The 23,703-nt window shown below is 60.6% G+C and carries 21 protein-coding genes, 1 tRNA gene and 1 other RNA gene; 8 read left to right on the top strand and 15 right to left on the bottom strand.

The annotated features are described in order from the left end of the window. The first annotated feature begins 20 nt into the window (after window positions 1–20). On the top strand, window positions 21–1,046 hold the full coding sequence (locus BUC08_RS03400) for an ABC transporter substrate-binding protein (protein ID WP_037920584.1): 1,026 nt from the start codon (window positions 21–23) through the stop codon (window positions 1,044–1,046). Between the two features lie 61 nt (window positions 1,047–1,107). Continuing rightward, the gene (locus tag BUC08_RS03395) at window positions 1,108–2,787 is read left to right on the top strand and encodes an amidohydrolase (protein ID WP_037921995.1); all 1,680 of its coding nucleotides are present in this window, start codon (window positions 1,108–1,110) and stop codon (window positions 2,785–2,787) included. 146 nt (window positions 2,788–2,933) lie between these two features. On the opposite strand, the gene BUC08_RS03390 is transcribed toward BUC08_RS03395, so the two are convergent. The 14 genes from BUC08_RS03390 to BUC08_RS03325 all read right to left on the bottom strand — a co-directional run bounded on the left by BUC08_RS03390 (window position 2,934) and on the right by BUC08_RS03325 (window position 18,727). Continuing rightward, window positions 2,934–3,023, bottom strand: a tRNA-Ser gene (locus BUC08_RS03390). 58 nt (window positions 3,024–3,081) lie between these two features. Continuing rightward, window positions 3,082–3,801 (bottom strand): alanyl-tRNA editing protein, encoded by a 720-nt coding sequence (locus tag BUC08_RS03385; RefSeq protein ID WP_037920585.1) that lies wholly within the window; start codon window positions 3,799–3,801, stop codon window positions 3,082–3,084. After that, window positions 3,801–6,260 carry a DUF3772 domain-containing protein gene (locus BUC08_RS03380; RefSeq protein WP_051693801.1) on the bottom strand — a complete coding sequence of 820 codons (2,460 nt, stop codon included), beginning with the start codon at window positions 6,258–6,260 and terminating at the stop codon, window positions 3,801–3,803. The genes BUC08_RS03385 and BUC08_RS03380 overlap by 1 nt, the downstream gene beginning before the upstream one ends. 2 nt (window positions 6,261–6,262) lie before the next feature. Further along, window positions 6,263–7,297: a cysteine synthase A gene (locus BUC08_RS03375; protein WP_037920588.1), complete on the bottom strand. Its 1,035-nt coding sequence runs from the start codon at window positions 7,295–7,297 to the stop codon at window positions 6,263–6,265. Window positions 7,298–7,353: 56 nt separating this feature from the next. Beyond that, window positions 7,354–8,460 (bottom strand): NUDIX domain-containing protein, encoded by a 1,107-nt coding sequence (locus BUC08_RS03370; protein ID WP_037920589.1) that lies wholly within the window; start codon window positions 8,458–8,460, stop codon window positions 7,354–7,356. Between the two features lie 4 nt (window positions 8,461–8,464). Beyond that, window positions 8,465–8,905 carry a TrgA family protein gene (locus BUC08_RS03365; protein WP_037920591.1) on the bottom strand — a complete coding sequence of 147 codons (441 nt, stop codon included), beginning with the start codon at window positions 8,903–8,905 and terminating at the stop codon, window positions 8,465–8,467. A 50-nt stretch (window positions 8,906–8,955) separates the two neighbouring features. Beyond that, window positions 8,956–10,164 carry an SAM-dependent methyltransferase gene (locus BUC08_RS03360; protein WP_037921999.1) on the bottom strand — a complete coding sequence of 403 codons (1,209 nt, stop codon included), beginning with the start codon at window positions 10,162–10,164 and terminating at the stop codon, window positions 8,956–8,958. Window positions 10,165–10,240: 76 nt separating this feature from the next. Next, window positions 10,241–11,662 (bottom strand): cryptochrome/photolyase family protein, encoded by a 1,422-nt coding sequence (locus BUC08_RS03355; protein ID WP_037922001.1) that lies wholly within the window; start codon window positions 11,660–11,662, stop codon window positions 10,241–10,243. A 62-nt stretch (window positions 11,663–11,724) separates the two neighbouring features. Beyond that, a complete protein-coding gene (locus BUC08_RS03350) occupies window positions 11,725–12,927 on the bottom strand; it encodes an aminotransferase class V-fold PLP-dependent enzyme (RefSeq protein WP_037920593.1) in 1,203 nt (400 codons plus the stop codon). Window positions 12,928–13,062: 135 nt separating this feature from the next. Next, entirely contained in the window at window positions 13,063–14,724 is a 1,662-nt protein-coding gene (locus BUC08_RS03345; protein WP_037920595.1) for a BCCT family transporter, read from the bottom strand. 150 nt (window positions 14,725–14,874) lie between these two features. Continuing rightward, complete coding sequence (locus BUC08_RS03340; protein WP_037920597.1) at window positions 14,875–16,515, bottom strand: BCCT family transporter; 1,641 nt, start codon at window positions 16,513–16,515, stop codon at window positions 14,875–14,877. Window positions 16,516–16,688: 173 nt separating this feature from the next. Beyond that, window positions 16,689–17,102, bottom strand: a complete 414-nt coding sequence (locus BUC08_RS03335) for an HIT family protein (protein ID WP_028956465.1) — start codon at window positions 17,100–17,102, stop codon at window positions 16,689–16,691. Further along, entirely contained in the window at window positions 17,099–18,082 is a 984-nt protein-coding gene (acuI, locus tag BUC08_RS03330) for an acryloyl-CoA reductase (protein ID WP_037920599.1), read from the bottom strand. Before acuI ends, BUC08_RS03335 begins: the two co-directional genes overlap by 4 nt. 138 nt (window positions 18,083–18,220) lie before the next feature. Next, on the bottom strand, window positions 18,221–18,727 hold the full coding sequence (locus BUC08_RS03325) for a DinB family protein (RefSeq protein WP_073194117.1): 507 nt from the start codon (window positions 18,725–18,727) through the stop codon (window positions 18,221–18,223). Between the two features lie 262 nt (window positions 18,728–18,989). On the opposite strand from BUC08_RS03325, the gene BUC08_RS03320 reads away from it, so the two are divergent. The 6 genes from BUC08_RS03320 to BUC08_RS03295 all read left to right on the top strand — a co-directional run bounded on the left by BUC08_RS03320 (window position 18,990) and on the right by BUC08_RS03295 (window position 22,927). Continuing rightward, a complete protein-coding gene (locus BUC08_RS03320; RefSeq protein WP_143186662.1) occupies window positions 18,990–19,685 on the top strand; it encodes a hypothetical protein in 696 nt (231 codons plus the stop codon). A gap of 18 nt (window positions 19,686–19,703) precedes the next feature. Continuing rightward, entirely contained in the window at window positions 19,704–20,057 is a 354-nt protein-coding gene (locus tag BUC08_RS03315) for a DUF4345 family protein (protein WP_037920603.1), read from the top strand. A 78-nt stretch (window positions 20,058–20,135) separates the two neighbouring features. Further along, window positions 20,136–20,485: a transfer-messenger RNA gene (ssrA, locus tag BUC08_RS03310) on the top strand. A 159-nt stretch (window positions 20,486–20,644) separates the two neighbouring features. Beyond that, window positions 20,645–21,865, top strand: coding sequence for a chromate efflux transporter (chrA, locus tag BUC08_RS03305; protein WP_037922005.1), 1,221 nt, complete (start codon window positions 20,645–20,647; stop codon window positions 21,863–21,865). Between the two features lie 78 nt (window positions 21,866–21,943). After that, window positions 21,944–22,456: an SspB family protein gene (locus BUC08_RS03300; protein WP_037920605.1), complete on the top strand. Its 513-nt coding sequence runs from the start codon at window positions 21,944–21,946 to the stop codon at window positions 22,454–22,456. Window positions 22,457–22,471: 15 nt separating this feature from the next. Beyond that, window positions 22,472–22,927, top strand: coding sequence for an NUDIX hydrolase (locus BUC08_RS03295; RefSeq protein WP_327194687.1), 456 nt, complete (start codon window positions 22,472–22,474; stop codon window positions 22,925–22,927). Between the two features lie 6 nt (window positions 22,928–22,933). On the opposite strand, the gene BUC08_RS03290 is transcribed toward BUC08_RS03295, so the two are convergent. After that, window positions 22,934–23,503 (bottom strand): hypothetical protein, encoded by a 570-nt coding sequence (locus BUC08_RS03290; protein ID WP_224769743.1) that lies wholly within the window; start codon window positions 23,501–23,503, stop codon window positions 22,934–22,936. Window positions 23,504–23,703 lie beyond the last annotated feature (200 nt).

The raw sequence follows: 23,703 nt of genomic DNA, 5'->3' as shown, positions 1-23,703 counted from the left end.
AAAACAACTGGGAGTCTATCATGAAAAAGACACTGACAAGCATCGCCGCGCTGATGGCGATCAGCAGCCCGGCCTTTGCCGATGGCGCGCTGAACATCTACAACTGGGGCAACTATACCAGCCCCGAGATGATCGAAAAGTTCGAGGCCGAAACCGGCATCAAGGTGACGGTCACCGATTATGACAGCAACGACACCGCACTGGCCAAGATCAAGGCGGGCGGTCACGGATTTGATATCGTCGTTCCATCAGGCACTTATGTGCCGATCTTCATCCAGGAAGGTCTGTTGATGGAATCCAAGCCCAACGAGATGGAAAACTTCAAGAACATGGACCCGCAGTGGGTCGATGTCGAATTTGACCCCGGCCGCAACTACACCGTGCCGTGGCAATGGGGCACCGTCGGTGTGACGGTGAACACAGCCGTTTATGGTGGTGACATCAACACCGCCGCGGTTGTCTTTGATCCACCCGAAGAACTGAAGGGCAAGATCAACGTGGTGCCTGAAATGAACGACGTGATGGGCATGGCAATCCACTATGTCGGGGGCGAGCAATGCACCGATGACAAGGAAACGCTGATGAAGGTCCGCGACGTGCTAAAGGCGGCCAAGCCGTTCTGGGTGTCGATGGACTATGGCAACATCGAAAAATTTGCCAAGGGTGATCTGGCTGCCGGTGTAAACTGGAACGGCGCTTCTTTCCGTTCACGGGTGGACAATGCAGACATCGCCTTTGGTTATCCTCAGGAAGGCTATCCCGTCTGGATGGACAACGCGGCGATCCTGGCTGACGCGCAGAACGTCGAAAACGCCAAGATCTTCCTGAACTTCATCATGGACCCGGAAAACGCGGCAATGCTGTCGTCTTTTGCCCGCTATGCCAACGGGATTGCGGGGTCCGAGGAATTCCTGCCCGAAGACATGAAGACAGCGCCGGAAATCGTTGTACCGGAAGAGTTGAAAGGCGCCGCTTACGTGGCGAAGACTTGTCCGCCGTCGGCGTCCAAGCTGTACACGGCAATCTGGACAGACTTGCTGAAATAAACAGTTCTCTCAGTGCGGCCCCTGTCAACGGGGGCCGCGTTTTTTCATGCACGAGGCATACATGACGGCTGACATCATCATTTATAACGGCACCCTGATCACGTTCGATCCTGATCAGCCGCAGGCACAGGCACTGGCGATTGCCAGCGGGCGCATCACCGCCATCGGCGACGACGCCATGGTCAAGGGATTGGCTGACGACGCCACCCGCATGATCGACGCCAAGGGGGGCACTGTGCTGCCTGGTTTTATCGACAGCCACGTTCACTTGTTCGGTGGTTCGGTCGAGTTGTCCCAGCTCAGCCTTTACGGTGTGCACGGGCTGGACGAGATGCGCGATAAGATCCTGCCCTATGCCGCGGAAAACCCCGACGACGCGCTGATCTTTTGCGTGATGGCCGACTATGGCATCCTGGGCACAGGCAAGACCCTGACCCGTCAGGATCTGGACACCATCCTGCCGGATCGCCCGCTGGCGATGTTCGCGCCCGATCACCATACGGTCTGGGCCAACACGGCAGCACTTGAGGCCGCGGGATTGCTGCAGGGCGGCACTGTCGATGCCGGATCGCAGATCGTGATGGGTGACGACGGACTGGCCAGCGGTGAACTTCTGGAGCCGGGCGCCTACGGTCCGATCCTGTCGATGACGCGCCACGCAGGCCGCGAGATGATGGGGCTGACCACCGGCAAGGACCCGGTGCCTCCAGCCACCAAGGACCAGCGAGAGATGGACAAGGATGCCATCGAGGCCGGCCTGAAACATTGTGCAGCCCAAGGCATCACCAGCCTGCACCTGATGGACGGCAATATCTATCAGCTTGAACTGCTCAGCGAGCTTGAAACCGAGGGTCGTCTTCTGTGCCGGTGCGAAGTGCCGTTTCATATGAAAGGCACAGACCCGATCGAACGCATGACGCAGGATGCTCCGGAAATGCGGGCGCGGTTTCAAGGGGACAAGGTCCGTTGCAACCATGTGAAAATGTTCATCGACGGGGTGATCGAAAGCGGCACTGCGCTGATGCTGCGCCCCTACCCCGGCGATCTGGGCAAGGATGGGAATAAAGGCGACGAGGTCTTTACCCAGGATCATTTCGTCGCCAGCGCCATCGAAGCGGATCGCCTTGGGTTCCAGATCGCCGTACATGCGATTGGCGACGCCGCCGTACGGCGCACGATCGACGCCTACGAGGCGGCACAAAAGGCCAACGGTGTGCGTGACAGCCGCCACCGGATCGAACACCTTGAGGTGATGCACCCCGATGACATTCCGCGCCTGGCCGAACTTGGCATCGTCGCCTCGATCCAGCCCGGCCATGCGCCGCGCGGCCACATCTTTCCGCCCTCTGCGGTCGGTCAATACCTGCACGACGACCAGATCGCCGGGGCCTATGCCTGGCAGGACATCCGCAACACTGGCGCCAAGGTGGTCTTCTCCACCGATTGGCCGGTGATCCAGGTCGACGTGATGGACACGATCAAGGCGGCCATCGCCCCGCTGGATCTGGGACCAAAGTGGCGCGACCAGACCCAAAGCCTGAACGACACGCTGGCCAGCTACACCCGCGACAACGCTTGGGTGGAGTTCAACGAGGACCGCAAAGGCAAGCTGAAAGCAGGGATGCTGGCAGATGTGGCCATCCTCAGCCACGACTTGACCACGCTTGCGCCTGAAAAGATCACGGACGCCAAGGCTGTGGTCACGATCTGCGACGGACAGGTTACCTATTCGGCAAGCTGATCAGCCCTCGCGCCCTGACAAAGACCTGCGCGCCTCCGCGCGCGCAGGCTTCGCTGCTGCGCGAATTTAGTTTGCACACTAAGGCCACCGGTCTGAACCGGGGCTGAGGGTGTTCTGTTCTCGAGAAAAAACCACAAATCGTGGTATGGCGGAGCGACAGGGATTCGAACCCTGGAGACGGTCTCCCGCCTACACACTTTCCAGGCGTGCGCCTTCGACCACTCGGCCACCGCTCCGTCCGGGCGACATAGCGTGGGACCGACTGCCAATGCAAGAGGCAATCGGGACTGTTTGTCAGTTGTCGAGGTGAATGTAGACGCGGCGGTTCATCCGGCCCTTTTTCTCGATCCGGCCCAGCCGCAATTGACCGATTTCGCCCGTGCGCGCCACGTGGGTGCCACCGCAGGGTTGCAAGTCGATTGGGTCGCCAACATCACCGATACGCACCAGACGCACCCGCCCTGTCCCGCGTGGCGGCTTGACGGCCATGGTTCTGATCAGGCCGGGATTTTCGTCCAGTTCGGCGGCGGTAATCCAGTCTTCGGACACCTGCGCGTCTTCCATGACATAGGCATTCAGCGTAGCCTCGATGGCCTCACGGTTTTCGAGGGATTCGGGCATGTCGAAATCCAGACGCCCGTGGTTGGCGCTGATCGATCCGCCGGTCACGCCAAAGGGCACGACCACCGACAACAGGTGCAGCGCCGTGTGGACGCGCATGTGACGGTGCCGCCGATCCCAGTCCAGCGATTGCGTGACATAGGTGCCGATCCCCGGCAGCGGCTGCGGTTCGGCCGGGACCAGGGCAATCTGATCATCTTGCGCCTTGAGCGTTGTCGCGATCGGCATACGGATGCCGTCCCATTCCAGCACGCCGCTGTCACCGGGCTGCCCGCCGCCTGTCGGATAGAACACCGTCGCATCCAGCACCACGCCACCCTCGGGCGTATGGGCGATCACGCGCGCATCCGCATCGCGCAGATAGGCGTCCTCACGAAACAACATGCGGGTCATCACGTGCGGTCCGGTGTGTCTGGGGTGCCTGTATCGGTATCCGTGTCGACATCCGGGTCGGGATCGTCAGGCTGGCCCTGGGGTTTGGGCGCTGTCGCGGTGGCAACCTTGACCGGGCTCTGCTCGGGCGGTGCACCGCGCAAGACCTCGGGGTTGCGCAGCCAGATGTCGCGCTGGGCAAAGGGTATCTCGATGCCCTCTTCCTGAAAGCGCGCTGCGATCTTGTGGTTCATGTCGTTGCGCACGGACAGCAACCAGTTCACATCGCGCAGAATGGCGCGAATTTCGAAATCCAGCGAATCTGCGCCAAAGCCCATGAAGACCACGTTCGGCGCCGGATTCGCCAACACCATCGGGTGGGCGCTCGCGATCTCGCGCAGGATACCGTCGATGCGCATCGTATCGGTGCCATAGGCAACGCCGACCTTCAGGATCAAACGGCCCACCGTATTGCCACGGGTATAGTTGGTCACGGTGCCGCTGATCAGGTCGGCGTTGGGCACGATGACGTCGGTGCGGTCGAATGTCTCGATCCGCGTCGAACGGACCGAGATGTCGCGCACGTAGCCGTGTTGGCCGCCGACTTCGATCCAGTCGCCTTCTGAAATCGGACGCTCGATCAGCAGGATGATCCCCGAGACAAAGTTGCTGACGATGTTTTGCAAGCCGAAACCGATACCAACTGAAAGCGCACCGGCGACAATGGCCAGCGATGACAGGTCGATCCCCGCCGAGGTGATGGCAACCAGAGCCGCGAGGAAGATCCCGATATAGCCGACACCGGACACCATCGCCACCTGCCCGCCCGGATCAATCTTTGTCTTTGGCAACAGCGACGTTTTCAGCGTGCCTTGCAAGGCACGGGTCAGGAACAGCCCGATTGAGAACACCACGATCAGCGTGATAAAGGAACCGGGCGACAACGTGGTGTCACCAATGGAAACACCCGCCCGCGCGCGCGCCCACAGTTCGGTCAGGTCCGTCACCCGCGCGCCCCAGACCAGCGCAAACAGTGGCGCCGAGGCGATCAGCAACAGGAACCCGATCAGCGTTGGCATCAGCCCCTTGGTTCCGACCGGTGACTTTGAAAAGAACACATAGCCATCATTCACTGCCTCTTGCAGCAGCGCGATGGTGGCGAACAGCGCCAGTGACAGGATCGCGGGATAGATCAGGCTTGCGGATGCGGTGACATAGCCCGCAGCCCCCAGCACGGGGGCAACAATCGCAACCAGCTTTGCCGCCTGCCCCAGCAGCGAAACCAGACGGTTGCGATAGGCGTTTTCCTCGGTCAGCGAACTGCCGTCATGCGCAGCATCGTGCCGCCGCAACAGTTGACCCATGCGAAATGTCAGGAGGCTGGCGAATACGATGATCGGAAAGGCCAGCACATTGTTGCTGGCCGCGGTGAAGCGGTCGAAACTGGACAAGTTCATCACCAGCAGGTTCGCCGCCAGCGCCAAACCCAGCAACATTGAATAATAGCGCCCCTCGGTCCGCCGCGCTTCGCTCAGGCCCAGCGGGCTGTTTACCGCTTCGTCCGCAGGGAACATACGGCTGCCGATCCAACGCGAGACAAAGAAACAAATGCCCATCGCGGGCAGGATGGTCAGGATCAATTCGCCGCGCGGTCCGTACAGCTGGGTGGCCCCCAACGCACGGATCAACGCGAAAATGCCCAGCAGCGGAAACACGATCTGTCCCAATGACACCACGAAACCGGCAAAGTCGCTGCGTGTCTTGGTATCGCGCCGCACCAGATAAACGGCCAGCTGTTCGCTCCATGACCGCGACCGGGCCAACAGAATGATCGCCAGAACCACCAGCACCAGCACCAGCGGCAGATTGTTCTGCGCCTCGTCCCGGCGTGTGGGGGTTGACCATGCCTGATAGGTGCCACTCCACACCGCGCGCAACGACTGCCCCATGTCACTGAGGGCGGCGCCCCAAAGGGCGGGATTCACCGGCGATGGCCCGCGATTCAACAGCTTGTCGGCCTGGCGCGCCCTCAGAATCGCGTCAATTTGCGAAATGATGCCATTGGCGCGGCTCAACGCCTCTTCTGCAGAGCGTCGTGGCGTGGTCAGACGCGTCAGCTGATCGTTCAACTCGATACGCCGCTGGGCGATCTCGGGTGCCTCTGCCGGCGCGCCTTCGGCTGGCGGGTCACCCAATGCGGTTAGCTGGTCGCGCAGCGTTGCGATGCGGCTGTCGTTGCCCGAAAGCTGATCCTGGAACTGGCTGCGCCAATCGGCAATCTGGGCCCGCAGGGCGGTCAGCGCTGCGTCTGACGCCCTGGCCGTATCCACCGCCTTTTCCGCCCGTGTGGCGACCACTTCCCATTCGGAATAGTCCGGCGCATTGGCGGCAGATTGCTGTGCCATTGCGGGCGCAGCAACCAGCGTCACGGATGCCAGCCCCAGAAACAGGACCGTCAGAAAGCCAGAAAGCCAGCGCACCCTCAGTCCTCGAACACGCCGGGGATGCTGGACGGTGCTTCGGTCATCCAGTCAGCCACCGGCAGCCCTTTTTCACGCAGGAAGTCGGGGTTGAACAATTTCGACTGATAGCGCGTGCCATAGTCGCACAGGATCGTCACAATCGTGTGCCCCGGCCCCATTTCGCGCGCCAGTCGGATCGCACCGGCCACGTTGATGCCGGACGAACCACCCAGGCAAAGGCCTTCGTGCTCCAGCAGGTCAAAGACGACCGGAAGGGCCTCGTCGTCGTGGATGTTCCAGGCAAAGTCGGGCGTGAATCCCTCGAGGTTCTTGGTGATACGCACCTGCCCGATGCCCTCGTTGATCGACGAGCCGTCGGTGACGCTCAGATCGCCGTGGTCGTAAAAATTGAACAAGGCAGCGCCGTCGGGATCGGCCAGACCAATCTTTACCCCCTTGGGCTGAAGGTATTCCGCAACGCCTGCCAGCGTGCCGCCCGACCCCACAGCGGCGACAAAGCCGTCGACCTTGCCGCCGGTCTGTTCCCAGATCTCGGGACCGGTGGTTTCGACGTGGGCCTGACGGTTGGCCGTGTTGTCGAACTGGTTGGCCCAGATCGCACCGTTCGGTTCGGTTTTGGCAAGCTCTGCCGCCAAACGACCCGAGTAGCGCACAAAATTGTTCGGATTGCGATAGGGCGCGGCCGGCACCTGAATCAGCTCGGCCCCTGCCAGACGCAGCATATCCTTTTTCTCTTGGCTCTGCGTTTCGGGGATCACGATAACCGTACGGAACCCCATCGACGCGCCGACCAGGGCCAGTCCGATGCCGGTGTTGCCTGCTGTCCCTTCGACAATCGTGCCGCCGGGACGCAGTTCACCGCGCGCGATAGCGTCGCGGATTATGTACAGCGCCGCGCGGTCCTTGACCGATTGTCCGGGGTTCATGAACTCGGCCTTGCCCAGGATGGTGCAACCGGTTTCCTCACTGGCCTGCCGCAGCTTGATCAGCGGCGTGTTTCCAATGGCCTCGGCCAGATCGTTTGCAATGCGCATGGCGGCGTTCCTCGTGCGGTGTCTTTCAATGGATGTAACCCCGCGGGGCCGTGACCTCAAGCGGACTCGCGCAGACGGTCACGATGGCGTGCAAGCCACAGTGCCGCAACCAGAAGCGGCGTGTTGGCGGCCTGCATTTCGTCAACCATCTGCATCAACGCATCGAACGACAGGATATGGCTGCGGATATCCTCGGCCTCGTCTTCCTTGCCTGATACGCCGGTCACACTGTCGGGCAGGTCGGCAAGCCCCACGTAGATGTAATGAAACTCGGTCGCGTTGCCGGGCGAGGCATAGGCCTCGGCCACCGGCAGCAGCTGTGTCAGGGTCAGGTCCGCCTCTTCATGCGCTTCGCGGAAAGCTGCCTGTTCGGCTGTTTCGCCCGCGTCAATGCGCCCGGCAATGGGTTCCAGATGCCAGACACTGCGGTCGCCGCGCGCAAGCGGCCCCATGCGGATCTGTTCCACCAGCAACACGCGGTCACGCACCGGGTCATAGGGCAGCACGATGGCCGCATCGGTGGCCATGAACACCGCGCGCAGCAACGGCTCGGACATGCCGCCCGAGAACCGTTCGTGTCGCAATGTGATCTCGTCCAAGGCGAAGAACTTGGAATAGACACGTTCGCGTTTCTGGATGTCGACCTGCCCGCGCGCGGTGATCGCGCCGTGTTTCGACTGTGCCGCGTTGATTTGTGCGGTGGCCCGTGCGCGGATCATCGGGAACATGCGTGCCACCTCGGCCGCACTTCGCGTGCCATAGTATCCCATCACTTCGCGCGCGGCGGTCACCGACAGATCACCCCATTTTGCCTGCCAATCGGCCAACGACCACGGCCCGTCCGTCGCCAGCGCAGGATCGGCGAAATAGACCAACGCACCCTGCCCGTCCGCCAGCGTCATGGGTCGCAGGTCAAAGTCAAAACCGCCTTCGTAAAAGGTCAGCCGGTCAATCTGCACGTCATTCAGCCCACGCACCAGCACACCGCGCCCCTGCGCACCAGGTTGGGGTATGATCACGGGATAAAGCCCGCCTTCGGCCCCGACAATCGCGTGATCCGGCAACACGGCGTCGGCAAAGTCCAGATCAGAGGCAGGCGTGCCCAACACGATCTCGAGCAGCGGCATGTGCCGCAAAGTTCCGTAGAAAAACAGATTTTTCATTCAATCAACGCCACTTACGCCATGCAACTTCGGTGGCCAGCCCGGACAGAACGCCGCCCGCAACCAGCGTGCCGATCACCAGGGGCACCAACAGGATCAACCCGTATTCAGCGCCGATCTGGAACACGTCAACCGCCGCCTCGAACGGGCCGTCATAGCGGTTGCGCATGGCCAGGCGGACCATTTCGTTACAGGCCTGAATGAACAATCCCCACAGCACCAGGACCAGCACCCCGGTCAATCCGTTGTTGATCGCCGATGTCACACCACGCCCGGCGCGCTTGCCCATCACGAACCAGCCCACAGCCGCGCCAAGGGCGATGTTCACATAGAGAAAATAGCCAAAATTCGTGCTTTCCGGCATCAGGGGCACAATCTGCCCCGAAACGACAAAGGCCAGAATGGCCAGACATATGGCTGCAACCAGCCGTGCTGCGTCGGGCATGATGTCCCCCGATTGTGCCGCCGCATGGCGGGTAAACTGCCGCCCCGCGTTCAGGCGGGGCGTTTGATCGTGATCTGTGTCACGTCGCAGTTGGCACTTTCAAAGGTTGCAGCACAAGAGGTCAGGTAAAAATTCCACATGCGCCGAAACCGGTCGTCAAAGCCCATGGCAGCAATCTGGTCCCAGCGTTCGTTGAACGTTTCGTGCCAGCGCCGCAGGCTGATGGAATAGCTGGGGCCGAACTCGATCGAGCGTTCGATGCTCAATCCGGCCTTGACCACCTGATCGCGCAGCGCCTTGGGGCTGGGCAGCATACCGCCCGGAAAGATGTATTTCTGGATGAAGTCCACACCGCGCTTGTAAACCTCCCAACGGCGGTCCTGTACGGTGATGATCTGCAAGGTTGCGTTCTTTCCGGGTTTCAGCCGTTCGCGGACGGTGTTGAAATAGGCAGGCCAATATTGCTCGCCCACGGCCTCGAACATCTCGATGCTGGCGATGCCGTCATAGGTGCCCTTTTCATCGCGATAGTCCTGCAACTTGAACTCGACCATATCGGAAAGTCCAGCCTTTTCAATGCGCTCTCTGGCGTACTTGAACTGCTCTTCGCTGATGGTCAGCCCCGTGACCCGAATGCCCCGTTCCTTGGCCGCGTATTCGGCAAAGCCGCCCCAGCCACAGCCGATCTCCAGGATGTGATCGCCGCGTTGCGCGCCCATCTGGTCGATCATGCTGGCATATTTCGCGATTTGCGCGGCCTCGTGGCTTTCCTGTCCTGTCTTGAACAGGGCCGAGGAATAGGTCATCGTGTCGTCCAGCCACAGCCCGTAGAATTCGTTACCCAGATCATAGTGATAGCTGATGTTCTTGCGCGCCTGCGTGCGGTTGTTGCGCTGCAGCCAGAACCGGAAGCGTTCGACAAAGCGCACCAGCCCCATTCCGGGAAAGCCGTCATAGATGCTGTCGTTGTCGGCATGGACCAGATCCATGAATGCCTGCAAATCGGGCGTTGACCACCATTCATCAAGGTATGCATCGCAAAAGCCCAGATCGCCCTCGCGGATCAGGCGGGCGAACAAGTCATTGTTGTGAATACGCAATTCTGCCACGGGTCCGGGGTTTTTCCCTTCGGCGCGAAAGGTCCGCCCGTCGGGCAAGACGAAATCGACGCGACCGTTGTTCATGCCTTGGGTCATGGCGAAAACGCGGGCGAAATAGCGGGGAAGGTTCGTTTGTCCGTCGGTCGTGGTCAGGATCATGTGCGTGTCCATGTCGGTTTCTCACCGCGCCTTTCTGGCGCGTTATTCATTATACGTTAAGTTTAGCGTCTTAGTTTCAAAAGTCCCGATTTTCATAGGCATCCAGTGCACGGTGACGGCCTTGGTCAACCGGCACCACCGGATCGGGATAGGCATCATCGGGCGACAGCCCCCAGTGTCGGGGCATCGCATCAAAGAACGCCAGCGCATCGGCATGCGGGCTGGCGCGGCCTTCGGCGATCCAGCGGCTCGCATATTGCCGGTTTTTGTCGAATTTGTCCAACTGTGTGACCGGATTGAAAACGCGGAAATAGGGCGTGGCATCCGGGCCCGAGCCTGCGGACCACTGCCAGCCCATCGCATTGCTGGCCGGGTCCCAATCGATCAGGCAATCGTTGAACCATTCCAAGCCGATGCGCCAATGCGTCATCAGATGCTTGGTCAGGTAGCTGGCCACGATCATCCGGCCCCGGTTGTGCATCCGACCCGTAACATAGAGTTCGCGCATCGCGGCATCGACAAAGGGAATGCCGGTGCGCCCCTTCTTCCAGGCCCATACCTCGGACGCGCGCGCGTCGTCCTGCCACGGAAACGCGTCCCAGTCCTCGCGCCAGTTGTCGGTCAGGATGCGCGGCGTGTGGTGCATCAGGTGATAGGCAAACTCGCGCCAGACCAGCTCTTTCAGAAAGGTCTCGGCACCCTGTTTGCCTTCGTGGCGCGCACGCTGGCCCGCGTGCCAGCATTGATGCGGGCTGATCTCTCCCAATGCCAGGTTCTCGCTGAGGTTCGACGTGCCGTCCTCCCCCGGAATATCGCGCAAGGCTTTGTAATCCTGAACGATGTGGGCGATGAAATGACCCAGCCGCGCCTGCGCCGCCGTTTCTCCCAGACGGACAAAGCGGCGCACCACATCGGCACCACGGTTCATCGCGGCCCCCATGTGCCAATCGTCCAGCTTGTCGCTTTGCGGCCATGTGTCGGGTGCGGGGATTTGGGCGGGCGTCGGCAGCGGCGCATCAACATCGCGCGATTTCACGTTGTTCCAGAACGGCGTGAAGACCTTGTAGAACCCGCCCGAGCCTGTCTCGACCGTCCACGGTTCGAACATCAGATGCCCGCCAAAGGATTTCGCTTCGATCCCGTCTGACTTCAGCGCCTCCTTGACTGCGGTGTCGCGTGCGATGCTGTCCGGATCATAGAGCCGCGACCAATAGACCGCCCCTGCCCCTGTCTCGCTCACCAGGTCACGCAACACGTCCAGGGCCGCGCCGCGCCGCAGGATCAGGCGGCTGCCTTTCTCCTCCAGCGTCTTTGCCAGCTCTTCCACACCCAGACCCAGCCGCCATTTTGGCGCGGCCCCCAGTCCGTCGCTCAGGTCGTCGTGAATGAACACCGCGATCACCGGCCCGCCGCGTTTGCACGCCGCTGTCAGGGCGGCATGATCGCTCAGCCGCAGGTCGCGGCGATACCACAGGATGGTGGGTTTGGTGTCTGTCACGCGCAATGTCCCCCGTCGCTCGTTTCAAGGCAAACTAGCCCGTTCCGGTCGGGGTCAAGCGATTACAGAACCGCATCCAACGCGCTCAGCGCCTGATCAATCTCGGCGCGCGTGGTGTAATGGGTGAATGACAGCCGCAGGACGCCCTTGGCCGGATCGACCCCCATAGCCTCCAACGCACGCACGGCGTAAAAATCGTCGCCTGCGGTCATGATGCCATGTTTTGCCAATTCCTGCGCCACGGGCTTTGCAGCGCGGCCAAGATCCAGTGCCACGGTGGGGGCACGTCTGGCAGCCTCTGTGGGGCCCAGGATGCGCAGGTCGTTTCGACCGCGCAACGCGTCCAGCATATGTTGCAGCAATTGCGTTTCATGGTCGCGCATCACGCCATGCACGCCACGCGTGTCGGTGTTGTGATGTGCGGCAAAGGCATCGACATAATCGGCCATGCCCGCGCAGGCGGCCACTTGTGCATGGTCCGGCCCCGCAGGTGTGAAACGTTTATAGAGCGTGCCACCATTGAAATAATGCCCCTGGTTGGGCAACAGCTCGCCCAGGGCACGGCGGATCACCATCAGCCCCTGATGCGGGCCATAGGTTTTATAAGCCGAAAACAGGTAGATGTCCGGCCCCATATGGCCCACATCGGCAAATCCGTGCGGTGCATAGGACACGCCATCGACGCAGACAAATGCACCCGCCGCGTGGGCGGCGGCGGTGATCTCGACCACCGGATTGATCTCGCCCACGACGTTCGAACAATGGGGAAAACAGACCAGCCGGACCCGCTCGTCCAGCAGCGCCTCAAGCTTTTCGATCTCAAGCTTGCCGGTTTCGGGATTGATTTGCCATTCGCGTACCTCGATGCCGCGCTCGGCCAGCCGGCGCCACGGGCCGCTGTTGGCCTCGTGGTCCTGATTGGTCACGATGATCGCCTCGCCCGGTTTCATCATCTGGCCAAAGGCCTGCGCCAGAACATAGGTATTCTGCGTGGTCGATGGTCCAAAGCTCAACTCGTCGGTCTCGACGCCCAGGATCGCGGCCATGCGGCGGCGCGCCTCGTCCATCTCTTCACCGCCCAGACGGCTGGCTTCGAAGGTGCCATAGGGCTGAACCTTACGTTCGGTATAGAACCGCGTCAGCCGGTCGATCACGGGCTGGCAGGTATAGCTGCCACCAGCGTTTTCGAAAAAGGCCTGACCTTTGAGGGACGGTTGTGAAAAGGCGGGGAATTGGGCGCGGACCCAGTCGATGTCTATTGTCATGGGCGCAGGTTGGTTTTGTCCCAGGTAAAGGTCAAGACGGGAATGGCGCGGACGTTGCGGCGACAGGGCCTACCATGACACGAAAAAGGGCCGCCCCAACCGGAGCGGCCCCTTCATACGTTCCTCGTGACGCAATCACTCGGCGGGTGTGGTCTCGGCCGGTGCGGTCGAGGAGATGCCAGCCGCCTCGCGTTTGCCGTCCAGGTAGATCGCCTTGATCAAGGCTATCGCCATGAGCACCATCACCACGCTGAAGGGCAAGGCACCGATCACCATCGCCGTCTGGATCGCGCCGATCCCGCCGATCAACAGCAGCGCCGCCACCACGGCTCCCAACGCAACACCCCAAAAGATGATGTGCGGGCGTGCCTTGGGTCCCTCGTCGCCGGCGGCATTGATCGTATTGACGATCAGCACGGCCGAGTCCGCCGAAGTGACCAGATAGGTCATCAGCAAAACGACGATCACAACCGCCATCAACCAGCTCAGAACGCCCTCGCCCAACAGGATGTCGGTCATCGCAAAGATCTTGCCGCCGTCCGTGGCACCAAAGATCTTGCCCGCGGCCTGACCGGACAGTTCCAGATCAATCGCGGTGCCACCGGCCCATGCAAACCAGACAAAGCACATGATCGAGGGGGCGATCACCGCGCCCAGTACGAATTCGCGGATTGTGCGCCCTTTGGAGATCCGTGCAAGGAACAGGCCCACGAAGGGGGCAAAAGCCACCCACCAAGCCCAATAGAACACGGTCCACGACCCCTGCCAGCCAGCCAGGTCCTGATCAACGGGGTTTTCGCCGCTGTAGATTGTAAAGATCATGCCGGGCAGCGCGATGACATATTCCCACATGCCCACGAACAATGCGCGGAAGCCAAAGAAGGTCGAGCCGAAGATGATCAGGAAGCCCAGCAGGAAGATCGAGAGCGCCATGTTGAGGTTCGACAGCCACTTGATGCCCTTGCCCACGCCGGACAGCGCCGACAGGGTCGATGCGCCCATGATAATCACGATCGCAAAGACGATGCCCGCCGACGACGGTTTGCCTTCTGCGTTCATCAGCCAGTCACCAACGCCGATGCGCGCCATGCCGTCCACGAACTGGTTCACGCCAAAGCCCAGTGTTTGCGCCACGCCCAGAATGGTGGCGACCACCGCAACGATATCGACAAGGTGACCCATTTTGCCCGACAACCGCGCGCCAAAGAGTGGCGACAGCGACGACCGGATCGTCAGCGGCAGACCGCGACGATAGGCAAAATACCCCAGCCCCAGACCGGCAATCGCATAGGACGACCACGCCGAGAAGCCCCAGTGCAGGTAGGACCATTTATAAGCGTTCAGGATGTTGTCTTCGCCCTTGGCCGTGGCAAAGCCCTGCATCACGTCGGGGTTGTTGCCAAAGTGATAGATCGGCTCGGCCACAGCCCATGTCAGCATCCCGACACCGATGCCCGCACCGAACATCATCGAGAACCACGAGAAGTAGCCGAATTCAGGCTCGTCCGAATCGAGACCCAGCTTCAACCTGCCCGCGCTTGGCCAGACGGCCAGCACGATACACACGATGACAAAGGCCGCCATCACATAGACATACCACGTGGCGAAGTTTGTCAGGATAAAGCCGTTCAGACCGTTCAGAACCGATGCGGCTTGATCGGGAAAGGCCACAGCCCAGATCACCAGAAGGCCGATGATGATCTTGGCAGTGATCGTGACGTCCATGCTGAACCCGCGGTAGAACCCGCTGGAGGCCGTCTTGATCGGCAGTTTCGTGAGGGGGGGTTTTAGTGCCATTCTTTTCTGTCCCTGATTTGTTTGTTTTTGTTAATGCGGCCAACGCTACGGGGCAGGTCCGAAAATACAGGCGTCGATAGCGACACCCACAAAACAAAAAACGGCAGGTTGAAAACCTGCCGTCTTATTTTTCTCAAGCTGACTGTCGGATCAGCGCATATTCGCGCGTTCGCTTTGCAGGCCACGGAAGATGCACCAGCACATCACCAAAAGCACGACGGTGAACAGCAGCCCCGTCGAGATCACCATGGATTGCAGCGCCGCAAGGCCACCGCCCAGCAGCAGCGCAATCGCCACGGCGCCCTCGAAGATGCACCAGAACACCCGCTGCGGCACCGGGGCGTCGACCTTGCCGCCGGCGGTGATCGTGTCGATCACCAGGCTGCCCGAGTCCGAGGAGGTGACAAAGAACACCACCACCAGAACGATGCCGATGAACGATGTGATCGAAGCAAGCGGCAACTGGTCCAGCATGCGGAACAACTGCAACGGCAGATCCGCATCCTGCGCGCCGGTGTACCCGTCGTTCAGGACCTGATGGATCGCGGTGCCGCCAAAGATCGACATCCACAACACGCAGACCATCGAAGGAATCAGCAGCACGCAAACGACGAATTCTCGCACCGTGCGGCCCCGGCTGACACGGGCAATGAACATGCCCACGAAGGGTGACCAGCTGATCCACCACGCCCAGTAGAATGCCGTCCAGCCTTGGGAATAGTTCACGTCTTCACGGCCAAAGGGGTTCGAAAGCGCAGGCAGATACTCGACATAGGCCTTCAGGCTGTCCCAGAAAAAGGTGATCAGGAAGGTGGTCGGCCCGATGATCAGGGTGAACAGCGCCAGCAAACCGGCAAGGCCCATGTTGATCTCGCTCAGCACCTTCACGCCGCCATCAAGGCCACGCAGAACCGACACCAATGCCACTGCGGTGATCAGCGAGATCAGGATGACCTCGGTGGTGTTGCCGATGGGCACGCCAAACAGCTCGTTCAGACCCGCGTTGGCCTGCGTCGCGCCAAAACCAAGCGATGTCGCCAGACCGAAGAGCGTCGCAAACACCGCGATGATGTCGATGATGTGGCCCGGCCAACCCCAGACCCGATCGCCCAGGATCGGATAGAACGCCGACCGGATCGTCAGCGGCAGACCTTTGTTATAGGTGAAAAGCGCCAGCGCCAGAGCGACAGTCGCATAGATCGCCCAAGGGTGCAGCGCCCAGTGGTAGATCGTGGCAGCCATGCCCAGCCGGACCGACCCCGGCTCGTCCCCGGTGGCCGCACCCAGCGGCGCCCAGTCGGTGCGAAGCCCATCTTCGATGGCAGTGCCCCCGAATGCGGTCGAGAAATGCGTCAACGGCTCGGACACGCCGTAGAACATCAACCCGATGCCCATGCCGGCGGCAAACAGCATCGCGAACCAGCCCATGTAGGTGTAATCCGGCGTCGCCTCGTCTCCGCCCAGCCGGACCGAGCCATAGGGCGTCACGATCAGCAACAGCGCAAAGATCACCACGATGTCGGCAGAACCAATCAGAAACCAGTCAAAGTTGGTGGTGGTAAAATTGAACATCGCCTTGAACGCGGCAGAGGCCTGTTCAGGCAACAACAGCGTATACAGCACGAAAATCACGATGGCCGCGCCCGAGATAACGAATACCGGGTTGTGGATGTCCAGACCGAAGGGTCCGATTTTCGTTTCAAAGTTGTCCTGACCGATCTCGTAATCGGTCTCGATGACATCGGCTATACCATCTGGTGACGGTATACCGTGGGTGTCGGTATCTGACATGGACTGTCCCTTCCAAGTGTGACGGGTCGCGCAGGTCAAAACCGGAACGCGCCCGTTTCTGCAATTAGGTCGCAGTCACAAGCATAGGCCTCATCCCCGCAGTGGCAACCTTTCGCCTAGAAAAGTGGCAGTTGACATTTGAATTGAGGGGATGAGGTGGAAGCAAAGGCCAGTTACAACGCGGCTTTTATCGCCTCTGCGTGGGATTTGATCGCGTCCATGTCGCCCATTTTTCCCGGCGGGCGTGTCGCCACGCCCTCGTGCCGGGGCAGGATGTGGAAATGCAGGTGGAACACCTCCTGCCCGCCTGCGGCCTCGTTGAACTGTTGCAGGGTGATCCCGTCGGCGTTGAACGCGGTCATCGCCGCGTTCGCCACCTTGTTCACCGTCTTCATGCAGGCCGCCAACTGTTCGGGGCTGGCGTCCAGCATGTTGCGACATGGCGTTTTCGGGATCACCAGACAGTGCCCGTCAGCGCGTGGCATGATGTCCATGAAACACAAGGTTTCGGCGTCCTCGTAAACGGTCACATTCGGGATCTCGCCGCGCAGGATCTTGGCAAAGATGTTCTGGTCGTCATAGCTCATGCGTTCACATCCACCACTACACGGCCCTTGACCTGACCGTTCAGAATATCAGCGCCCAGCTTGGGCAGGTCCGACAGGGTCGCGGGCTGTACCATCGCGTCCAGCTTGTCCATCGGCAGATCCGAAGCGATCCGGCTCCAGGCCCGCACACGGTTGTCATAGGGCTGCATCACGGAATCGATTCCCAGCAGGTTCACACCACGCAAGAGGAAGGGAATGACCGTCGCAGGCAAGGCCGCACCGCCCGCCAGACCAACCGCGGCCACGCTGGCCCCGTATTCCATCTGGCCCAGCACACGCGCCAGCATCGCGCCGCCCACGGCATCGACACAACCGCCCCATGTTTCGCCTTCAAGGGGGCGTTTCACGGTCTCGTTGATCTCTTCGCGCGCAACGATCTGTGTGGCGCCCAGCGATTTGAGGTAATCCGCTGTCTCGGGCCGACCAGTGACGCCTGCCACCTGATGGCCAAGGTTGGCCAGAATGGCCGTTGCAACCGACCCGACACCGCCTGCCGCGCCAGTGACCAGAACGGGGCCTTTCTTGATGCCGTGATCTTCCAGCGCCATGACCGCAAGCATCGCGGTGAAACCGGCCGTTCCGACAGCCATGGCCTGACGCGTGTCCAGACCTTTGGGCAGCGGAACCAGCCAGTCGGCCTTGACCCGCGCCTTTTGCGCATATCCACCCCAATGCGCCTCGCCCACGCGCCAACCGGTCAAAACGACCTTGTCGCCGGGTTTGTAGCGGTCATCGTCCGAGCTTTCGACGGTCCCGGCAAAGTCGATCCCCGGCACATGCGGATAGTTCCGCACCAGACCGCCGCCCGGCCCAATGCACAAACCGTCCTTGTAGTTCACGGTCGAATATTCGACCTGCACCACAACATCGCCCTGCGGCAGATCATCCAGCCCCAGCTGCGTCACCGCCGCCGATGTCTTGCCGTCCTCGTCCTTGTTCACAACCAATGCGTCAAACATACTGCTCAGTCCTTCCCGAAGGCCCCTTGCCTTCTCTGTTTCAAAAAATATCCCGGGGAGCACGCGGGGTCGGCCCGCTCGGTCCCGCTCTCTCACGGTGTAACAACTCTCGTCGTCTTGCGCTCCGTTGGTTGCTGGTTACGCTCCGTTGTCATCCATGAACACCAGATCGCTGACCGGCGCCGCCTGTCCCGCAGCGGTCAACATCGCATGCACCTGTCCGCGATGGTGGGTCTGGTGGTTGAAGAAATGCGCAACGCACAGCGCCAAGGGTCGCGTCAGCGTTTTGTCGTGGCCACCGGAATACCACGACAGATCCCCCGCAAGATCAATGTTGTGCAAGCCCTTGGCCCAGATCGTCGTCCGGCCATCGACCTGGAACCGCTCGGCGCTCCAGGCGGCAATCGTCGGCGTGAGCTTGGTTGTGTCGCCGCGTGCCGGCGCGTCCACATCCGCTCCAAACCGGTTCAACCACATCCGGTCGCCCCACAGCAGATGGTTCAATGTGCCAAGGATCGAGCCGAAGAACGCACCGCGATCCTGTATCAGAGCGTCATGGTCCATCTTGGTCACGATGGCAGTCAACTGGCTGTTCTGCCAAGCATTATAGCGTGCCATCGTCGTGACATAGGTTTTGTCGATCACGTGCCTCGCCCTCCGGTCGGGCGGCAGACCAGCGGGCCGCCCTGAATCAGACTGACGCGAAATTGCCAGACATACCAGCCCGTGACAAAGGGAATTGACCCGCAGCGAGGCTGCACGCGGCCTGTGACCCTACGTCTTTGCGCAGGACCGCTCCCCGGAAACTTTGGCCCTGGTCACAACTTTTTCACGAAACTTTGAAACTTCAACCGAGAGTCGGGCGTTACAAAATCGTTACACAACTTACGTCCAACGAGACGATTTCATGCAAAGAACCGTAAAAATCCACGCTCATGACAGCGACGCGCATGTGGCGATGCCCATCCGCAGGCAGCTGTTCGCGGCTGCCACCGAGTTTTTCGGCCTGATGGCGTTGCTCGTGCTGGTGGTGCTTGTGGTCCGTCTGGATGCGGTGGTGCTGAGCGATACGATTTCCGAGGACTCCGTGACCGAAACACTGCACGTGGTTCTGACGCTGTGCACGGGGGCGATCTTTGCCCATGCAGCGGTGCGGCACCCGCAGGCGCGCGCGTATCTGGTCTGTGTTGCCACGATGTGCGGGCTGATCGTGATCCGCGAGAATGACCACCTTCTGGATCATGTCTGGCACGGTTTCTGGAAATGGCCCGCCCTTGCGCTGGGCCTGACCGGGCTGGCGCTGGCGATGCGCTTCAGGGGCACGTTGGCCGTGCCATTCCTACAGCACTTCCAGACCCGGTCGGGTACTTTCATGTATTGCGGATTTTTGCTGTTGGTGGTGTTCAGCCGTCTTTTCGGCACCGGCGCGCTGTGGGAACCGGTTATGGGCGCGGCCTATGACCCGCGCATCAAATCAATCATTCAGGAAGGGCTGGAATTGCTTGGCGGCGCGCTAATTACCTATGGTGCGATCCTGGGCATGCTGCAGAGGTTCGGTCTGGACATGGACCTGCACCTTTATGCCGACGACCGCTTGGATTAAGCAAGGCGAGGCCTTCGGATGATTGACATTCTCAACGTGATTGCAGCCCTGGCGACCGTGGCCTTTGGATTGTTCGGTTTCGTGGCCCCCCGCTACACGGCACAGACGCTGGATCTGGCCCCGACCAACAGCACCATGGGCCTGAGCGAGATGCGCGCCTCCGTCGGCGGGCTGTTCGTTGTATCAGGTCTTGCCGTGATGTGGCTGGATGCACCGATTGCCTATGGGATGCTGGGCTTTGCCTATGCGGGCGCGGCGGCGGGACGGGTCGTGTCGCTGGTCCTGGACAAGCCACCATTTAGGAAACTGCTGGTGTTTGGCGGGATCGAAGCGGCGCTGGCGCTTTGGCTGATCATTGCCAATCTTGGTTGATCAAAACTTACCCTAGCAAATCCAATATCTTGCAGGACGTTCCTCACCTGAAACTTGATGCGCTGATTTCCATCCATCCCCCTTGCAAGACATCCACGCCCGCCCTATATTTGAACTGTCCTTCGGGACTATGGACATAAACGCGCTCGTAATAAGCGGATCGGACCCGGGGGCGGTACCCGGCGTCTCCACCAAACATCCTTCATTTGGGGATCATGGGGACGAAATAGGATCGACGAACGTCTAAAGGGGTTTTGCTTTGTCTCGGCTGTCTGCCACCGTTATCGGCGAAAACTGTACAATTGCAAATGACAATCGTGCTCCGATGGCAGTTGCAGCGTAAGCTGTAACCTACATCGAAAATTAAGTCCTTGCGCCTAGCAGCGTAAGGCGGGGTTCGCAGGCACCTGGCAACAGAAGCCTGCACTTTCCCCTCTTTCCAGCCTTATTTATCACCGCTGCGGTGCGTCCCGATCGCAGTTGACAGATGCTTGTCCTGTGCGCACAGACTGGCCCGAACGGGGTCCTGCGCCCCCTTGGACAGGACCGTTGCTGTGCCCGCACCCCATCCTCCCGGCTTTGCCGACATGTTTCGTGTGTTCGGCCGCATCGGATTGCTGAGCTTTGGCGGCCCTGCGGCACAGATTGCCCTGATGCATTCGGAACTGGTCGAGCGCCACAAATGGCTGAGCGAACAGGACTATCTGCGCGCACTGTCGCTGTGCATGTTGCTGCCAGGACCCGAGGCGATGCAATTGGCCACCTACGCAGGCTGGCGCTTGCGCGGGGTTGCGGGCGGACTTCTGGGCGGGTTGCTGTTTGTATTGCCGGGTGCGGCGCTGATCATGGCGCTGGCCTTGGGCTATGTGCATTTTGGTGCATTGCCGCTGGTGCAGGCGGCCTTTGTCGGGATCAAGGCCGCGGTCATCGTGGTGGTGGTCCAGGCGCTGCTGCGGGTGAGTGGCAAGGCGTTGAAAGACCCGGCGGCTTGGGTGCTGGCAGGGCTGGCGTTCCTTGGGCTGTTCGCGTTCGGCGTGCCCTACCCGCTGCTGATCCTTGGCGCGGGGCTGTTCGGCGCATGGCGCGCACGTGCGTCAGCCCCCCAGCCGATCCCGGCATCCACCCGGACCCATCCCGGCAGAACGCTCGTGATCTGGGGCCTGCTCTGGGCCGCGCCGCTGGTGCTGGTCTGGATGCTGGATCAGGATTTCCTGCTGCAACTGGGCCTGTTCTTTTCCAAACTGGCCGTTGTCACCTTTGGCGGGGCCTACGCGGTTCTGGCCTATATGACGCAAACGGTGGTGCAGGATTTCGGCTGGATCGACACAGGTCAGATGATCGACGCGCTGGGGCTGGCCGAGACCACACCGGGGCCGCTGATTCTGGTGACCGAATTCGTCGCCCTGCTCGCAGGCTTTGCCCAGGGTGGCGCGACCATGGCGATTCTGGCGGGCATCCTGGCGCTTTGGGTTACATTTACCCCTTGTTTTCTCTGGATTTTCCTTGCCGGTCCTTACCTTGACACCCTGTCCGCCCGCCCGCGTCTGGCCGCAGCCCTTCAGGCGATCACCGCCGCCGTCGTCGGCGTTATCCTGAACCTGTCGGTGTGGTTTGCCCTGCATGTGTTGTTTGGCACAGTGCGCAGTTTGGGCGCGATGCCCCTGCCGGACCTTGCCACGTTGAACCTGACCGCCCTTGGCCTGACCCTGCTGGCCGCACTTTTGCTTTTGCGCCTGCGTCTGGGCCTGCCCGCCACGCTGGCAATCAGCGCCACGGCGGGACTGCTTGTGGGAGTGATCGGCGGATAATACTGGACACCCCTTTCGCTTGGTCGCAAAACTTATATGATCACCCTCAACGAAATACAGGGGCTTTAAGACACGCGCATGGGCCGAAACATTGACTATGGCAATCTGATGCATGACGCGATGCGGGGTCTGATCCGCAAGGTCTTGCAGGACGTGGCAGACAATGGTCTGCCCGGAGCGCATCATTTCTTTATCACCTTTGACACCAGCCACCCCGATGCAGAGCTGGCCGACTGGCTGTCAGACCGCTATCCCGGCGAAATGACCGTGGTGATGCAGCACTGGTATGACAAGCTGGAAGTGACCGATGACGGCTTTTCAATCACCTTGAATTTCGGTGATGCGCCCGAGCCGCTGTATATCCCCTATGACGCGATCAAGACCTTCGTAGATCCCTCGGTGGAGTTTGGCCTGCGCTTTGAAAGCCAGGACGCGACGGACGGTGACGATCTGCTTGCCACCCGGGCAGATCAGGAGAAGCACGAAGTTGTGCCCGCCCCGATCGAGCACACCGATCACTCTGACGCCAAGAAGAAACCCGGAAAGAAAGACGCCGACGTGGTGTCGCTGGACAGTTTCCGCAAACACTGAGGTGCGGGCGGCACTGTGCCAGAGACCCGCGATATCATGCTGACAGCGCCCAAACTTGCCGCACTTGCCGTTATGATCCGCGATGATCATGTTTTGCTGGTCCGGCGCAGGAACGAACCGGATGCCGGACTTTGGGGCTTTCCCGGCGGGCATGTGGAGCTGGGCGAGCCAACGCTGAAAGCGGCGGTGCGTGAATTGCACGAAGAGACGGGCGTGACAGGGCGTGCCGTGGAATATCTGACCAATATTGACGTGATCGTACATGACGAAAGCGGTGCCGTGCGATTCCACTTTTTGCTGGCCGCTGTGCTGTGCGCCTATGTCAGCGGTGTACCAGTGGCCAATGACGATGTCAGTGATGCGCGTTGGGTGCCCGTGACCGACGTGCTGACCCGACAGATTGCCACCAGCGAACATGTCGACAGCGTGGTTAAGAAAGCCGTTGGCGCCATGGCGCAAGTCGCTGGCTGAGCTGCCTTATTGACGCTTTAGAACCGTTGAAACCGACCGCAGCGGTGCGCCGTTGCGCAGGCGTTGGAATTTTAGACGCAGCCCTTCGTCCACCAGGGTACGGTCGTATTGCTGGATCTCATATCCACCCTCGTCCGTGACAAACAGCGAATAGACCGACAGCGTGTCGCCGCTGAGCCGGGCCCAGACATAGGGCTCGCCCTGCATCGGGTCCAGTTGCACATCATGACCGAACACGTTGCGGCCCATGGCGGCGGCATAGATTCCATTGCGATCGCTGGGAATAAACCGGATCGCGTAGGATTTCGACTTTTCAGTGCCATCGTCGCGGGTGCGCGTTGACGTCCAGCGCACGGTAAATCCTTTGTCAGAGGCACCGATTTCGACACTCATGTCACGGGGTTGCACGGTCCCATCCGCAGACAGCACATCGGCAGAACCTTTGTATGACCCTACAAACTTACTGATGTCGGCCCGTGCGGGCACGGCAAACGACAGCAACGCCAAAAGTGTCAGCCCCGCCAGCAATTGCAGGCGTGTGATAGCGTTGAAGGTAAGGGCGGCGCTGCGCGTCATGGTCTGTCCTCTTCAGATGGGCACGTGATCTTCAGCGCCCTGAGGTCATATATAGTGTCCCGTGGGCGGGCCGCCACAGGTGATGTGTCACATCCGGCCTCTTCTACAAGGTTTGGGCGCGGAATGCGCGGCAAGTCACCCGCTAACAGGGTCATTGCCCAATTGCACCAGCGCGGCCATGGCGGTACACCCTGCGTGAC

Source organism: Pseudosulfitobacter pseudonitzschiae, assembly GCF_900129395.1.
Taxonomy (GTDB): domain Bacteria; phylum Pseudomonadota; class Alphaproteobacteria; order Rhodobacterales; family Rhodobacteraceae; genus Pseudosulfitobacter; species Pseudosulfitobacter pseudonitzschiae.
Note: the sequence above shows the minus strand (reverse complement) of the source record. Positions and strands in the feature narration are given on the sequence as shown.